The organism is Paenibacillus solani (assembly GCF_050475945.1).
GTDB classification, from domain to species: domain Bacteria; phylum Bacillota; class Bacilli; order Paenibacillales; family Paenibacillaceae; genus Paenibacillus_AQ; species Paenibacillus_AQ solani_A.
Map to the genome: position 1 here is coordinate 42504 of NZ_JBCMXJ010000029.1, position 14255 is coordinate 56758.

The 14255-nt window shown below is 46.6% G+C and carries 16 protein-coding genes; 5 read left to right on the top strand and 11 right to left on the bottom strand.

The genetic code is table 11. From position 1 onward, the window contains the following. Nucleotides 1-7: 7 nt before the first annotated feature. The 5 genes from ABEQ74_RS29425 to ABEQ74_RS29445 all read right to left on the bottom strand — a co-directional run bounded on the left by ABEQ74_RS29425 (nt 8) and on the right by ABEQ74_RS29445 (nt 2981). Nucleotides 8-274: a B-box zinc finger protein gene (locus ABEQ74_RS29425; RefSeq protein ID WP_430125823.1), complete on the bottom strand. Its 267-nt coding sequence runs from the start codon at nt 272-274 to the stop codon at nt 8-10. A gap of 223 nt (nt 275-497) precedes the next feature. Continuing rightward, on the bottom strand, nt 498-944 hold the full coding sequence (locus ABEQ74_RS29430) for a VOC family protein (protein WP_430125825.1): 447 nt from the start codon (nt 942-944) through the stop codon (nt 498-500). A gap of 77 nt (nt 945-1021) precedes the next feature. After that, a complete protein-coding gene (locus ABEQ74_RS29435; protein ID WP_430125827.1) occupies nt 1022-1951 on the bottom strand; it encodes a sigma-70 family RNA polymerase sigma factor in 930 nt (309 codons plus the stop codon). Beyond that, entirely contained in the window at nt 1951-2556 is a 606-nt protein-coding gene (locus ABEQ74_RS29440; RefSeq protein ID WP_430125829.1) for a metalloregulator ArsR/SmtB family transcription factor, read from the bottom strand. The genes ABEQ74_RS29435 and ABEQ74_RS29440 overlap by 1 nt, the downstream gene beginning before the upstream one ends. Nucleotides 2557-2792: 236 nt before the next feature. Continuing rightward, entirely contained in the window at nt 2793-2981 is a 189-nt protein-coding gene (locus tag ABEQ74_RS29445) for a hypothetical protein (RefSeq protein ID WP_430125831.1), read from the bottom strand. Between the two features lie 479 nt (nt 2982-3460). On the opposite strand from ABEQ74_RS29445, the gene ABEQ74_RS29450 reads away from it, so the two are divergent. Further along, nucleotides 3461-3589: a hypothetical protein gene (locus tag ABEQ74_RS29450; protein WP_430125833.1), complete on the top strand. Its 129-nt coding sequence runs from the start codon at nt 3461-3463 to the stop codon at nt 3587-3589. A 533-nt stretch (nt 3590-4122) separates the two neighbouring features. On the opposite strand, the gene ABEQ74_RS29455 is transcribed toward ABEQ74_RS29450, so the two are convergent. Next, on the bottom strand, nt 4123-4557 hold the full coding sequence (locus tag ABEQ74_RS29455; protein WP_430125835.1) for an NUDIX hydrolase: 435 nt from the start codon (nt 4555-4557) through the stop codon (nt 4123-4125). A gap of 180 nt (nt 4558-4737) precedes the next feature. On the opposite strand from ABEQ74_RS29455, the gene ABEQ74_RS29460 reads away from it, so the two are divergent. Then, the gene (locus ABEQ74_RS29460) at nt 4738-5469 is read left to right on the top strand and encodes a class I SAM-dependent methyltransferase (RefSeq protein WP_430125837.1); all 732 of its coding nucleotides are present in this window, start codon (nt 4738-4740) and stop codon (nt 5467-5469) included. Nucleotides 5470-5614: 145 nt separating this feature from the next. On the opposite strand, the gene ABEQ74_RS29465 is transcribed toward ABEQ74_RS29460, so the two are convergent. The 5 genes from ABEQ74_RS29465 to ABEQ74_RS29485 all read right to left on the bottom strand — a co-directional run bounded on the left by ABEQ74_RS29465 (nt 5615) and on the right by ABEQ74_RS29485 (nt 10610). Continuing rightward, nucleotides 5615-6586 carry an NAD-dependent epimerase/dehydratase family protein gene (locus ABEQ74_RS29465; RefSeq protein WP_430125839.1) on the bottom strand — a complete coding sequence of 324 codons (972 nt, stop codon included), beginning with the start codon at nt 6584-6586 and terminating at the stop codon, nt 5615-5617. A 210-nt stretch (nt 6587-6796) separates the two neighbouring features. Next, nucleotides 6797-8155, bottom strand: a complete 1359-nt coding sequence (locus ABEQ74_RS29470) for a DEAD/DEAH box helicase (protein WP_430125841.1) — start codon at nt 8153-8155, stop codon at nt 6797-6799. 107 nt (nt 8156-8262) lie between these two features. Beyond that, a complete protein-coding gene (locus tag ABEQ74_RS29475; protein ID WP_430125843.1) occupies nt 8263-8937 on the bottom strand; it encodes an MFS transporter in 675 nt (224 codons plus the stop codon). A 239-nt stretch (nt 8938-9176) separates the two neighbouring features. After that, entirely contained in the window at nt 9177-9647 is a 471-nt protein-coding gene (locus tag ABEQ74_RS29480; protein WP_430125845.1) for a hypothetical protein, read from the bottom strand. 207 nt (nt 9648-9854) lie between these two features. After that, the gene (locus ABEQ74_RS29485; protein ID WP_430125847.1) at nt 9855-10610 is read right to left on the bottom strand and encodes a sugar phosphate isomerase/epimerase family protein; all 756 of its coding nucleotides are present in this window, start codon (nt 10608-10610) and stop codon (nt 9855-9857) included. Nucleotides 10611-10822: 212 nt separating this feature from the next. Here ABEQ74_RS29485 and ABEQ74_RS29490 point away from each other — a divergent pair, with 212 nt between their 5' ends. The 3 genes from ABEQ74_RS29490 to ABEQ74_RS29500 are packed head-to-tail and all read left to right on the top strand — an operon-like array spanning nt 10823 to nt 14232. Continuing rightward, a complete protein-coding gene (locus tag ABEQ74_RS29490) occupies nt 10823-12352 on the top strand; it encodes an ABC transporter substrate-binding protein (RefSeq protein ID WP_430125849.1) in 1530 nt (509 codons plus the stop codon). Nucleotides 12353-12390: 38 nt separating this feature from the next. Then, on the top strand, nt 12391-13326 hold the full coding sequence (locus ABEQ74_RS29495) for an ABC transporter permease (RefSeq protein ID WP_430125851.1): 936 nt from the start codon (nt 12391-12393) through the stop codon (nt 13324-13326). An 18-nt stretch (nt 13327-13344) separates the two neighbouring features. After that, nucleotides 13345-14232 carry a carbohydrate ABC transporter permease gene (locus tag ABEQ74_RS29500; protein ID WP_430125853.1) on the top strand — a complete coding sequence of 296 codons (888 nt, stop codon included), beginning with the start codon at nt 13345-13347 and terminating at the stop codon, nt 14230-14232. Nucleotides 14233-14255: the final 23 nt, after the last annotated feature.

Here is a 14255-nt window from a genome sequence, read left to right on the forward strand (position 1 = left end):
GCGATCATTAACTAGAGAACAGTATAGTTCCGCAAATCGCGAGCAGCAGCACAAGAAGTCCTCCCAATATCGCAAGAATGGACACAATCACGTTCATGACCACGTTCCTGTGCGGTGGCGTTCCCGCCGAGCCAGGAGCCGTCATCTCCCCGCAGCGAATGCGGCAGCGCCCTGTCTCCGGGTTATAACATTCGTCGCATACGGGCTTCCCGCACTGTGTACACTGGGCAACGGCCATTCTTTCCGGATGATTCATACAGCGGTAACCTTCCATCCAATCACCTCTCTTGGAATATAAATCCTTATTCCCTATTGTAAACGCTGCCGGGAAATTAGACTACCTTTAACGATGGGCGGGCTGGTCATGCAACGACGGTTCAAATAAGAAACACCGCCATTTCCAACCGGATCTGAAATAGGGAAACAAAAAAGGCAAGCCTTCTGCCATCTTCAAGCAGTGCTTGCCTTGCTGATCTATCTATTCCTGCGTTCCTTGGTTAGCTGGCAGGTGCATCCTGCCAAACGTTAAACTTGTTGCCGTCCATATCCTTGAATTTGAACTGTAATCCGCAGGATCCATGATCCACCAGCGGCTCGACTTCTGCTCCATTCTCTCGCAGCCGCTTGTGCAGCTCCGTAATATTCTCGACCTCAAAGGTTAACGAGAACATCTCGTAGTTCTCCCCATCCCACTGATTGGTTAGGAAGTTGGCTGTTCGATTATCCAGCGTTTCCAACAGAAACAGCCACTGTCCATCTCCCAAGATCAGTATGGCCCCTGTATCGTCACATTTCCGCACGGTAAGACCAAATAGCTCAGAGTACCATTTGACAGCCTGTGTGATATTCTTGACCGGAAGATAATTGCAATGAACCTTCTTTAAAAGCGGCTTATTCACGGATTGAAGCTTCGGTGCTTCGTTTAATTGGTTATCTGTTCTCATTCCATTCACCTCTCGATAATAATGGTTTCGATATATAGACGATGGAACCGGGCTAATTCCGTCACGGAAAATTTTTTTTATACCTTAGGATCAATTGCATGATACTTATTGCCATCAGGATCATAAAACACCAGCAATTTACCGAATAGAGCATCCTCCTGGATCAGCTCGGTTGCAATCCCCTGATGCTGCAGCAGCTGTCCTAAATCTTCAACATTCGTAACTTCGAACGTGAGTACGGGCAAACTTGCCGGAACGTGATGCTGACATTCAAGCAAATACAATTCCTGTCCGGATTCCAGTACCGGATTGCCATGCCTGCTGATTCCCAGGTGGAAATGCTGAATAAACCAAGCGGTGGCCCGCTCCTTATTCGTGACCGGGACGTAGAAATGGCCTGCCCGCTTAAGAACCTGTTCCGAAACCTTCTGTTCAAACTCTCGGCCCAAACGCTGAGTATGAAAATATTGCTCATAATCGCCAGCTAGATGCCCTTTCAATACTTCTCTGGCACGTCGCATCCGGCTCTCCACGGCAGATACCGACATTTGAAGGAACTGGCCGATTTCTTTCATCGACCAACCGCTTATATAGTACAGCACGACCACCGATTTACTTTTCTCCTCCAATTCCTGCAAGGCTCCCCACACGGATTCTTGAATCGCATATTGCTCCAGCCAAGGCATGACGTTGTCGGGTGATGGAGCAGTATCTTGCAGAGGGAGCGTCGGCTTGCTTCGTTTGGCAAAATCAAGGCTGGTCCGGCGCGTGATCGCATACAGCCAGCTGCCCAGCTTCGCAGGATCGTTCAGCGTATTCAGATTTCGATAACACTTTAAGAATGCCTCCTGCACTGCATCCTGGGCATCATGGAAATCTCCCAACACACTGTACGCAACGGATAACAACGCGTTGGAATATTGCTTGACGATCAGCCGAAAGGCTTCAAAATCCCCCGCTTGGGCTTCTTTGATCCGTTGATAGGTTAACGGAGACTCTTCTTCCATTAGGATAAATCCTCCCACCGCACCCACATTTCTTGTGGATTAAGCTCATACACTCCATTGTCCCTGAACATGAAATGATGCATGATAAACTCTCGGCGAATAGTCGCAAAGTCCTCGTGATATCCTTTGATGAATTCGTTGATTTCCTTCTCGCTGTACTTTCGCCCCACCTCCAGCTGAGACACCATATGTGTGAGCACAATGAGTTTCTTCTTCAATTGAGCAGGAATGCTCTTTAATTTACCGTCCTTCGTGAAGAAATTGTTAAGAACCGATGTTTTCATCTTAAGATTGTTGTCCTGCATATGCTCTAAATCCTCCTCTTGCCTTACTCTGTGATAGATCAGCTTCTCCGTCGCCGCAGCGCTATGTTTGATAAAGTAATCATTCAATGAAAAATAGATCGTGTTCTTGTCCCTGCGCTCTTGAATGAGGCTCGCTTCCCGCAGCTTGGCGGCATGATGTGTAATCGTTGCCGGCGTGACACCGATCTTCTCAGCCAGATCCTGTCCGCTGAGCTCCCCTTCGGCAAGCAGGATGAGCAGTTTGATCCGCGTCGGATCTGCGAGCGCTTTATGATAACTGACCACCTTATCCAATTGCATAAGTGTATGTTCAGCTCCTTTCTAATTTAACGATTATCTAATTTGATATTTGTTAAATTAGATAATAAACTATCAGGAATTATTTGTAAACCCTAATATGGAATGCTCTCGTTTTTGTAAACGCCAAGAAGCCTGTCCTTCTTGATGAAGGAACAGGCTTCTGAATTCTCCGACTTGAATAGATATATGGTGCTCGAGCGGTTGCGTCCAAGTCGATTTTAAGGCGCAACTGTCGTTTACACTACCGCTGCGTCAACTCGGGACTGATCAGCATTCTGGCATCGCTTGCATACCTTCAGTGCCGTACCGTCCGACTTGTTGGCAATATAGAGGAGCTTAATGCGAGTCGTGCTGCATACAGGGCATGTCCCCCGGCCACGAGATGGCATGCTCCACAGGATGCGTCCCCGTTTGGTTTTAGCCATGATTCATATCTCCTTCATTCATATTCTCTCTTATGTTGTAGCGAACCCACACAGCAGCTTTTGTTATCCGCGATTTTTCTCTGTTATACGAACCTCAAATCTTTAGATTAACAATCAAGCTGGATGACCTGTGCAGCTCCATTATAGAGGAGCTCTGTCGCCGAATATAGGGAATGAATGACTATGAACTCTTTTTTACCTAAGCATCATTCACCACGCTTACCGCACAATTCATGGCCGTGTTACTCGATTGTCCGCCTCAAAAAAATAATTCCAACATACTATTATCCTGGAGGTATTATCAGACATTTAGTGCAGAATTAATTTTTTCTGCTTTACTTCAATTCATACGAAATTTACTTTTGCATCGATTTTTTGGATTATATTGGGGAGGGGACGCCCTTTTAGTGTTATAATCTCTGGTAGGACAAAGTGCGGTGGAGTGATCACGGCTATCTCTCGTTAAAGGGGGTGATGCCTTGATCGCCCTTGTCGAGCTAGTAGACGTACTCAAAGGTGTTGCAGCTGCACTCAGCATTTTGCTGAGTGTGCGCAAGCTGTTCCGCTGGATTCGTCGTAAGCTAAACAAGCGAAAACCCACCGCATAAGGTTAGGCGCCTTCGGTGGGTTTTCGCTGATTAATTAAGTTTTTCAACATGCCGTGGGATTCACAGCCCTTTGTTCCTGCTCTAGAGTCCTTACCGTTGCGATCGGTGAGGGCTCTATTTCTATTATAGTTTGTATTTCTCTGCTTATACGTGTTCATGTTGTATATACGTTGTATATAACACCAACACTTCTGTATTCATAATACCACAAAAGTGTAGACGGTGAACACAAAACTGAATACTTTTATGTTCAGTCTTGTGAATAACTCCCTTAAAAACAACATATTGATGACAGCATATGGAAATCTCAATTTCATCAAATTAGGCTGTTAAAATATGAGCCGAATTTGCCTTGATAAGCTCAAGATCCACCAACTGTTCTTAAAAATTTCGTTCAAGAATCTCCTTCTTACACACTCTCACAAGTCCTCCAAGGAGTGAATCCGTGTCTTCGATCAGAATCCCGGTCACTCTCACCTGCAATAGGCTGTTCATATCCAAGCCACCTTTCTTAGTATTTTTATATCAGGAACTTACTTATTGAGCTTGCTCCGCGCCTCCTCCACACGCTGTACGCTCTCCTTCGTCCACGGCGGCGCCTGCGGATGATTCATGATTTCGGCCAGTGTCATCCACTGCACCGAATCCACCTCGTCCGGGCTTTTGCAATATGGCGTACCTTGATCATACTCACACAAAAACACCATATTGATGACGGGACGTCCATCATCCGTTACAAAAGAAGAGCTGTAAACATACGTAACGTTTTCCTTTACTTTGACTCCAACTTCTTCATACAGCTCCCGCTTCACGGTGCGCTCCAGAATATCCAGTGTGTCGCCTTCCTTGTCGACTTTGCCTCCCACAAACGAAAGCGTTCCTCCGGCATTCTCCTCCTTTAAGCTGCGCGTTATCATCAGCCACTGCCCGTCCTTATGCACGGCACCTTCCACATTGACGATAAACATGTCCTTCCCCTCCTGGAAGCCTATTCTACTTAATATGAGTATACCGTTGTCTCTCACCTTACAGTAGACTGCAAAATAGGTTCCAAAATAACTCATTTTAAAATTTTTCATTCATACCTTATGACCAATATGGTAAAGTACACATGGTGCATTTTAGGTTGTTATTCGAAGGAGGTAGTTATGAGCTATCACGGATCTGATTTTTATGACGATAACTCGAACTTCGAGCAATACATGCAGCGGCGGCAATGGCAGGAGAATGCCAATGATACGCTGGAGACGCCAGTCATATGGCAGCTGCTGGGGGACGTCTTGGATCGGCATGTACTCGACTTGGGGTGCGGAGATGCCGGATTTGGCGTGGAATTACTGAAAAAAGGCTGTGCTGCATACGTTGGGATTGAAGGTTCCCGCAATATGGTGAAGGCCGCCTCAAACCAGCTTATGGATTACAGTCATGGGTCCGTTCTGCACATGAGGATGGAGGACTATACATACCCTCGTAACGTCTACGATGTGGTAATTTCCCGGCTTGCCCTTCATTATCTGGAGGATATCGGGAGCGTCTTTCGCAGCATCCATCAGACCTTGAAGCCAAACGGAAGATTTGTATTTTCTGTGGAGCATCCCGTCATTACCTCTACTCTTCAGCCGTCCGGCACAAGAACGAATTGGGTTGTAGATAATTACTTCATCGACGGCTACCGGGAGCAGCAATGGCTGGGCGGCACCGTTCATAAATATCATCGGACCGTCGAAGATTATTTTATCGCGATGCAGGAGGCCGGTTTTATAGTGGAGCAGCTCAGGGAATCGAAGCCTGTGCGGGAGCATTTTGCAAGTGACGAAACCTATGAACGCAGGCGCAGAATTCCGCTGTTCCTGTGTCTGGCGGGTAGAAAACAAGATTAGTGTGTTTACGAAAAAAGCGCCCTTTCCGCTTAACAGGAAGGGGCGCTTTAGGGTTGATAAGCCAATTACTCGCACACAGTTTTGTGCTCGCTCTGCCGCAGCGAGGCTGCATCTGCGGCTGTACAGGTGCAGCGACTGAATTAGCCTACTCTTCGACGCATTTGCGAAGTGTCTCCACAATCGATGCGTACACATCATCCTCTTGATATTGCAGAATCGGCATCGTATCCGCCGGATCCAGATAGGCGTCGCGGTCTTGAATCGCCGCAGCTACACTCATATGAATGCCGTGCTCCTTGCCGGCTGCGGCTGTGGCCGCATCCAGCTGCTCCATCGCAGGCTGCATCTGTTCCAGCGGCAGCACAACGATCTTGCTGTCTTTCTGTCCCAGTGCGTCAAGTACCATCTGGTGGAATTCGCTGTGCTTCATGTTGATGCCGCTGATCGCATATTTACCGCGGTGCTGGCCATGCTCGATCGCGCCAATTGTGGCTTCTGCCACCTGCTGGGCAGTCACGGCTGCCGTTCCGCCTCCCGGCACCGGCACCGTCTCTTTACCTTTCACCCGATCAACGAACATGGTCCAGAGCGGCATGCGTCCTGGCATGATCCCGAAGATGAACGGCAAGCGCAGAGTCATAACATCCATGCCGCCTTCACCCTCCATGCAAGCTACTTCTTCTTGCAGCAGACGGGTACGCGGATACGCATTGTCTATAATCGGCAGATCTGCCCACTTCTCGGCAAAGTGGGCGAAATACGATCCATACAGCACGAACTTCCTCACTCCAGCCTGCTTGGCCAATCGAGCCAGACGCTGTGTAGGGAGAACATTCGCTTCATAGAAGAACTTCATAGCTGGCGCCTCAGGCACCACGCGCTCATCAGCGCCAGCCGCATATACAAAACCGTCCATGCCTTTTAGCATATCCAGAATCTCTTCATCACTCATATCATTAATATTGCCTAATCTACATTCAACTTCACGGGGAAGCAGATCTTCCGTTGGCAGCGGAGGCAGCGATACCGTGGATACTTTATATCCTCTTTTCAGCATTTCCTTAATCGTAAAATAACCCAAGAATCCGGTTCCACCCAAAACAAATACATTTCTCATGAAGTCCATCCTCCATATCCGGCTAGTTTCGATGTAAAACAATTACTGATCTCTCATATCTATCTTAACTCATAGGAAAGGAAAGAATCGGCATTCATATGATAACTTTGTGAAATTTTTTACAAAGTATGAATCACTAATTTCTTATGAACCAAAAGACATTAAACAACCCTTTTCACTTAGGAGAAAGGGTTGTCCGTTTGCTTATATTCACTTTTTCACTATTTTCGGCGCTCGGTTAGATCTGGTGGAACCGGATCTGGTATGAGCAGATTTGGATGGTGCAGACTTGGACGAAGCAAACTTGGTCGAAGTCGCCTTGGTTGCAGCATTCTTGGTTGAAGTAGACTGGTTCGAATTGTTCTTCGCTCTGGCAGGTCTTGCCGATGCAGGCTTCGGCGACCGTTCTACCTTGGCCGCTCTTAATGAGCCGGACATCGGATAAGCATGATCCTTCACTTCGGGAATGGACTTTCCGATTAACTTCTCAATGTCCCGCAGAAAAGGCACTTCGTCCACTTCGCAGAACGAAATCGCCGTTCCACTTAGCCCCGCACGTCCTGTCCGGCCAATCCGGTGAACATACGTTTCGGGGATATTCGGGAGGTTGAAGTTAATGACATGCGACAGCTCGTCGATATCAATGCCTCTTGCGGCAATATCCGTCGCCACCAATACCCGCGTCTCGCCGCTTTTGAAATTTTTAAGTGCGTTCTGTCGGCTGGTTTGCGATTTATCACCGTGAATGGCCTGAGCCGTAACATTCACCTTGTTCAGACCACGCGCCACCCGGTCCGCTCCGCGCTTCGTACGAGTAAAGACCAATGCCGATGCGATCGTTGGATCCTTCAGCAGCTCGTTTAATTGCTTCTGCTTACTCCCCGTTTCCAGCAGGTACACGGATTGCTCGATCCGCTCAGCCGTAGAGGAAACCGGGGTAATCTCTACTTTTACAGGATTGTGGAGCAGTGTTTTGACCAGCTTGGTGATTTCCGCAGGCATCGTGGCCGAGAAGAAGAGCGTTTGTCTTTTGCTCGGCATTTTGGCGATGATCCGCTTCACGTCATGAATAAAGCCCATATCCAGCATTCGGTCAGCTTCATCCAGCACCAGAATCTCCACATGCTGCAGATCGACATGCTTCTGATTGATAAGATCGATAAGCCTGCCCGGGGTGGCAATCAGGATGTCAGCTCCTTGCTGAAGCGCTCGCTCCTGTGTTTTCTGCGAAACACCACCTACAATTGCGGTCGAACGGAGCTTCGTGAACTGGCTGTATGCTTTAACGTTATCCGAGATTTGCAGGGCAAGCTCACGGGTCGGCGACAATACCAGCGCGCGAATGCGGCGCCCCATGCCCGGTTTAGGAGGCTGTTCGTTTAACAATTGGATCATTGGTACCGAAAAAGCAGCGGTCTTCCCTGTTCCGGTTTGGGCACAGCCCAGCAAATCTCTGCCGGTTAACACAGCCGGGATGGACTGAGCCTGAATAGGCGTTGGCGTCTTGTAGTTCTCCTTGGCCAGCGCCTTGAGAATGATCGGGGATATATTTAAATCTTGAAATGTCATGGGGTCTCCTTTAAGGTCAATACCTGAAATTTAAGTCGTAACACATAACGATACCACATATCGGTATCAAAAAAAAAGCGGAATTTATCTCCGCCTCTTGTTTAAGGTCATTTTTGCGAGAATGTCTGGTTCTCTGTCGTAAGTGCAGGATTGTACGAGTTGTCTTTCGGGAGCACCCTGAACAGGAGAAGAACCAGCAGGGCCATACTTACTGCAAATATAATATAAGGAACAGTTGAACCATATGTATCAAACACAAAACCACCCAATGCAGGTCCTATTATTCCCCCAACATATGCGCCGATGGAATATTTGCCGGAAGCATCCCCGATATGTTCTTCTGATATCCCCCTAAAAAACATCGCATCGAGCGAAAGAAAAGAAGAAAAGTTAGAAATGATAAAAATGGTCCAAAGCACCGCAAAGATGCTTAACCTAGGAGAAAACACAATGGTCGAAATAGTTAGACAGGATATAACGATTGAGATAGCAATAGCCTTACGGTAACCTGCACGATCTCCAAGCTTCCCTAAAAAGGAACCTGAGAATGAAGAGACAAGCATGGGCAACAAGAAGGTTATTGCAATTTCTTCGAGGTCCGCATCATATCGCTCCTGTAAATAGGGTATTAATAATACACCAATCATGCCGGAAAACAAACAGAGCAGCATATTAACAAACCAGATTTTGCGCTTTTCTGGAGATAAAATAAATTTAGGCAGATCTATCTTACGCTGCTGCTCAGATGCTCGGGATGTGACCATAGTATAAACAACTGCCACTGCGGCGACTGCTCCACAAATTATAAATAATATGGTCCATCCGTTCAGGAGTTCGTATCGATATAGAACATAAAAACATAATCCGACGCCAATAAGACCGCCTAAATTGCGGTTACTGCTAAATCCCCCCAACTTTTGTGCAAACCCACTATGACAACACCCTCTCTATCTTCCGAGGTCAATTGTTTTATATAAACAATACCCTGGTGGGATCTCGTATCGTCGTTATGATAAAACTTTTAATCGATGGACATGATTTTCCACTTTCCCTCTTCTTCATTCAAGGCAATATAATACCAAAATTTAAGTTCTTCAATTAACCTATTACCTTCAAGTGGTTTGATGGTTAATAGTATCGATACAAGACCTTGATTCCCCTTCATTGGCTGGAATTCATCTACCACCAAGCCCAGAACTTCAAAAGAAGGTAAGCCGTAGTCTTGGTTATCAAACAATTCTTTGAACTTTTCTTCGTCTTTTGCATTCACATATTGTACATGTTGATTTATTAATTTGATCATTTCCTTTTGAATGCCCTCATATTCACTTTCATCTAACGGTGTAAATTGTGGTACAGCATATTCTGGATCAGGAACCTCAGTCCCGGTTTTCTGTTCCATGTTAATAGGTATCTCTGTTGCACTTCTACAACCACTAAGAAAAATAATAAAAATAATAAAAATAATAATGGCAGCGCGCAGCTTCTTCATAACGTCCTCCGGGAGTAATTAGTTCTCAGGTATAACGGTACCATATATTGGTATCAACTTAAACTATTCATTCCCCCGTTTATCCAACTCAAAAAATGAAGAGATCCATATCCTTTGATCCTCATTGGATATGGACCTCTTCTTTATTTAAGTTAAAACGTTATGTCATCATAAGGCATCCATTTTTCACTTACTTAATAAGGACTATCAAATGCCACTGCAGATCGCTTTCACATGATCAAGCGAAATCTTGACACTCTCATAGCCATCGATCTTGATGCGGTCCTGCTCAACAACGACCCACTTGTAACCCGCGGATTGAGCCTTCCCTATAATGCCCTTCAGATCAAGAATCCCTGTTCCTACCTCGGTCATCTCTTTGCCTTCGATGCTCACCATGTCTTTCACATGAACGGTCTTGCAGCGTGAACCGAAGTCTTCCATGACCTTCACAGGCTCACGGCCGGCATGAGTTGTCCAGAACATATCGATCTCAAAGTTCAGCTCGGCCTCCGTTGTAGCTTCCCGCAGCATCTCCAAGATCGGCTTGTCACCAAACTCATTCGTGAACTCATGATAATGATTGTGATATAGAAGATCCATACCAGCTGCTCTAATCTTCGGACCCATCTCCTTCACGATGGTGATCAGGCTATGTACGTCTTCCATCGATTCGATCTTATAGTAAGGGATCACAATATAGGAGGAGCCGATCACCTGATTATAAGCAATAACCTCGTCCAGCTGGTCCAGCAGTTCCTCTATCCGCGTATGACTGCCCATAGCTGTAAGCCCAGCCTTCTCCAGCATTCCCTTCATCTCTTCTGCCGGAATATCGGCAAATCCCGCGAATTCAACGCCATCATAACCGGCCTCGCGTACCTTTCTAAGCTTCGCTGCAAAGTCTTCCTGATCGTAATCACGTAAAGTATACAGCTGTAATGCAACCTTCAAGTTTGTCATGCCTACCGCCTCGTTTCTGATGTATAAGTTTATGGCAAAAGTTCCCGCACCATTCTAGCACAATTATGTTGACGCCGAATCAACGATAATGCTTTAATCGACAACAAGTCATTTTTTCAATCATTTAGGACATTATTTTTACAGATACACGCTCACCTTGTTTGCTAATATAAAGAACAAGATTTTACTTAGAGAAGAAGGGTGTTGTCAGAATGAAACGAATGATGTCATGCGCACTGGTGATCTTGTTAGCGCTATCAATCCTTGCCGCCTGCGGAGGCAAAGATTCGGGTTCCAGCGCCAAGAACGATCCGGGACCTATCGCTGAAGGAGATTTGAAAGAGAAGGAGCTCGTGAAGCTCGATGTTGTCATGATGGGCAATAACAAGAAAGATACCGCTGAGGTCGTGGAGGCCGTTAACAAAATTACAAGAGAAAAACTCAATGTTGAGATGGACCTCACGTATATTTCTTACGGAAATTATGTACAGCAGACGACAATGATGATGTCGTCCGGCAAGGGCGTGGATTTGCTTCCGATCTATATGACGCCACTGGCTACGGTTGCCAACAACGGTCAGATCATCCCTCTTGATGATTTGCTTGAGAAGTATGGTCAAGACCTCGTTAAGGAAATCGGACCGGAGTATATCGAGAGCGGCCGCATCGGCGATGACGTATACGGTATTACGACAGGTCGCGACCTTGCCAAGGCCTACGGCTTCCAAATGAGAAAAGACCTGGCGGATAAATACAACATCGACTATGAAAATATCAAAACACTCGATCAGTTGGAAGAAGCCCTGACAACGATTCATGAAAATGAACCTAACGTAATCCCAGTCGTTCCATCCAATGGCGAGCTCGTTCGTAACTGGGGTTGGGATACGCTTGGCGACGATATGACGAACCTGGGCGTACTGATGGATTATGGCAAGGAACTCAAGGTTGTCAACTTGTATGAGACCGACCTGTACAAAGACTTTATTACTCGCACGCGCAAATGGTATCAAAATGGTCTGATTATGAAAGATGCAATTAACAATACGGAAAGCGCCGGCACGCTGATGAAAGCAGGCAGCGCATTTGGCGGATTTGCTAACCTGAAGCCTGGATTTGCCGTTCAGGAGACGAGAAATTGGAATACAGAAATTGTCGTATCCGAAATCATCCCTCCTTATACAACAACTTCCGACGTGCAAATGGCTACATGGGCAATCAGCAGCGGCAGCGAGCATCCCGAAGCGGCTATGAAATTGCTGAACCTGATGTATACTGATCCTGAAATTGTGAACCTTTTGATCTACGGTATTCAAGATAAGCATTATGTAACGGTTGGCGAGGAAGCTGCAAATGGACAATCCATTATCGACTTCCCTGAAGGCGTTAATGGCGGCAACAGCGGATACCCTCCGACCGGGGGCTGGATTTGGACAAACCAAACCATCGGTCATGTATGGAAAGGCAACCCGGCCGATTACTGGGAAGTTCAGAAGGAATTTAACAACACTGCCACCCGCTCTGCAGCATATGGCTTCACCTTTGATTCGAGTCGTGTAAGAAACCAGATGACCGCGGCATCCAATGTCGTTGCCAAATACCACGAAGCCTTGATGTGTGGAGTGTTGGATCCTGAAACGACACTGCCGATCTTCCAGAAAGAACTGAAGGATGCCGGCATTGATGACATTATTGCCGAGAAGCAATCCCAGCTTGATAAGTGGGCTGCTAGTAAGAAATAATCCTTTTTCGGTTATTAGATGAAAGGAGAATGGCCATCATGGCAGCACCAAAGGTAAAAAGAGCTGGAAAAACCAGTTATAAACGCTTTATTCCCATGTACATCATGATGATTCCAGGACTTATTTACCTGCTGATCAACAACTATGTACCAATGGCTGGTATCATCATCGCGTTTAAGCATATCAACTGGAATAAAGGGATTATCGACAGTCCGTTTGCAGGCTTGAGCAACTTCGAGTATCTCTTCAAGACGAAAGAGGCTTGGATCATCACGCGGAATACGCTGGGATACAATCTTGCTTTTATTATTCTGGGGACTGTGATAGCCGTCGCGATTGCCATTATTCTAAATGAAATTCGTTCGAAGTTTTGGAAAAAGAGCTATCAGACGGTGATCCTGCTGCCTTATCTGATATCCATCGTCGTTGTAAGCTATCTCGTATTCGCTCTGTTCAGCTCCGAGTCGGGCTTCATCAATCATTCCATTCTGGAGCCTCTAGGACTGAACAGCATATCCTGGTACACGGAGCCGAAATACTGGCCCTACATCCTGACCATCGTGCATCTATGGAAGACCGTCGGTTATAGCTGCATTATCTACTATGCAACTGTGGTGGGCATCGATCGGGGCTACTATGAGGCTGCCGTTATCGATGGGGCCAACCGTTGGAAGCAGATCGTTCATATCACATTGCCTTCCCTGAAGCCGACGATGATTACGCTAGTGCTGCTTGCCATTGGAACGATATTCTATTCCGACTTCGGTCTGTTCTATCAGGTACCGATGGATTCGGGTCCGCTGTACGATGTTACGAATACGATTGACACCTATGTTTATCGCGGCTTGATCAAGCTGAACGATGTTGGCATGTCCTCTGCCGCAGGTGTGTACCAATCGCTGGTCGGATTCACGCTTGTCTACATCGCCAATCGACTCGTTATTAAATTCAGCAAAGAGAACGCGCTATTCTGACGCAAAGGAGATTCGAACATGGTTGATAATAGTAGAGCGTTTCAGATCATAGCGAATATTCTAATGCTCCTGTTCATGATATTCTGCTTGTTTCCGTTTGTACTGCTCGTCGTCTCTTCCTTTACCGATGAGGGCACACTGATCCGGAACGGTTACTCGCTGTTCCCGGAGAAGTTCAGTTTGGAAAGCTATGCGTACATGTATGAGAGGCTTGATACGATTGTACGTGCCTATGGCATCACCGTCTTCGTCACGGTTGTCGGTACGGTTGTCAGCTTGCTGATTACCGTATTGCTGGCTTACCCTCTCTCCAGAAGAGATTTGCCGCATCGCGGAAAATTTGCTTTCTTTGTCTTTTTCACGATGCTGTTCAACGGCGGATTAGTTCCGACCTACATTATGTGGACCCGCTATTTGAACATTGATAATACGATCTGGGCATTGATCATTCCTGCCCTGCTGCTCAATGCCTTCTATGTCATCATGATGCGTACGTACTTTACGACAACCATCCCTGATGAAGTCATTGAAGCCGGAAGAATCGACGGCGCTGGAGAATTTCGCATTCTCTTCCGCATCGTTCTCCCGATGTCGCTGCCAATGGTCGCTACGCTGTCGCTCCTCATCGGACTCAACTATTGGAATGATTGGAGAAACGGTCTCTATTATTTGACGGACCACAGCTTGTTCAGTGTACAAAATATGCTGAATACGATGCTGCAGGATGTTAGATTCCTGGCAAGCGGCGGAGCTGGCGGCAACGCCAGTGAAATTGCCTCTAATATGCCAAGCGTAGGGATCAAGATGGCGATCGCCGTAGTCGGAGCTTTACCGATTATGATCGTGTATCCGTTCTTCCAACGGTATTTCGTTAAAGGCATTACGGTCGGAGCCGTAAAAGGCTAGGCCTAGCATCCATACAAAAAAGG

Coding starts and splice junctions, on each gene's coding strand:
- ABEQ74_RS29455 (WP_430125835.1), bottom strand. CDS start 4,557: ATGTTTATCGTCAATGTGGAAGGTGCCGTGCATAAGGACGGGCAGTGG.
- ABEQ74_RS29470 (WP_430125841.1), bottom strand. CDS start 8,155: ATGACATTTCAAGATTTAAATATATCCCCGATCATTCTCAAGGCGCTG.
- ABEQ74_RS29460 (WP_430125837.1), top strand. CDS start 4,738: ATGAGCTATCACGGATCTGATTTTTATGACGATAACTCGAACTTCGAG.
- ABEQ74_RS29440 (WP_430125829.1), bottom strand. CDS start 2,556: ATGCAATTGGATAAGGTGGTCAGTTATCATAAAGCGCTCGCAGATCCG.
- ABEQ74_RS29445 (WP_430125831.1), bottom strand. CDS start 2,981: ATGGCTAAAACCAAACGGGGACGCATCCTGTGGAGCATGCCATCTCGT.
- ABEQ74_RS29490 (WP_430125849.1), top strand. CDS start 10,823: ATGAAACGAATGATGTCATGCGCACTGGTGATCTTGTTAGCGCTATCA.
- ABEQ74_RS29485 (WP_430125847.1), bottom strand. CDS start 10,610: ATGACAAACTTGAAGGTTGCATTACAGCTGTATACTTTACGTGATTAC.
- ABEQ74_RS29425 (WP_430125823.1), bottom strand. CDS start 274: ATGGAAGGTTACCGCTGTATGAATCATCCGGAAAGAATGGCCGTTGCC.
- ABEQ74_RS29500 (WP_430125853.1), top strand. CDS start 13,345: ATGGTTGATAATAGTAGAGCGTTTCAGATCATAGCGAATATTCTAATG.
- ABEQ74_RS29495 (WP_430125851.1), top strand. CDS start 12,391: ATGGCAGCACCAAAGGTAAAAAGAGCTGGAAAAACCAGTTATAAACGC.
- ABEQ74_RS29480 (WP_430125845.1), bottom strand. CDS start 9,647: ATGAAGAAGCTGCGCGCTGCCATTATTATTTTTATTATTTTTATTATT.
- ABEQ74_RS29430 (WP_430125825.1), bottom strand. CDS start 944: ATGAGAACAGATAACCAATTAAACGAAGCACCGAAGCTTCAATCCGTG.
- ABEQ74_RS29465 (WP_430125839.1), bottom strand. CDS start 6,586: ATGAGAAATGTATTTGTTTTGGGTGGAACCGGATTCTTGGGTTATTTT.
- ABEQ74_RS29435 (WP_430125827.1), bottom strand. CDS start 1,951: ATGGAAGAAGAGTCTCCGTTAACCTATCAACGGATCAAAGAAGCCCAA.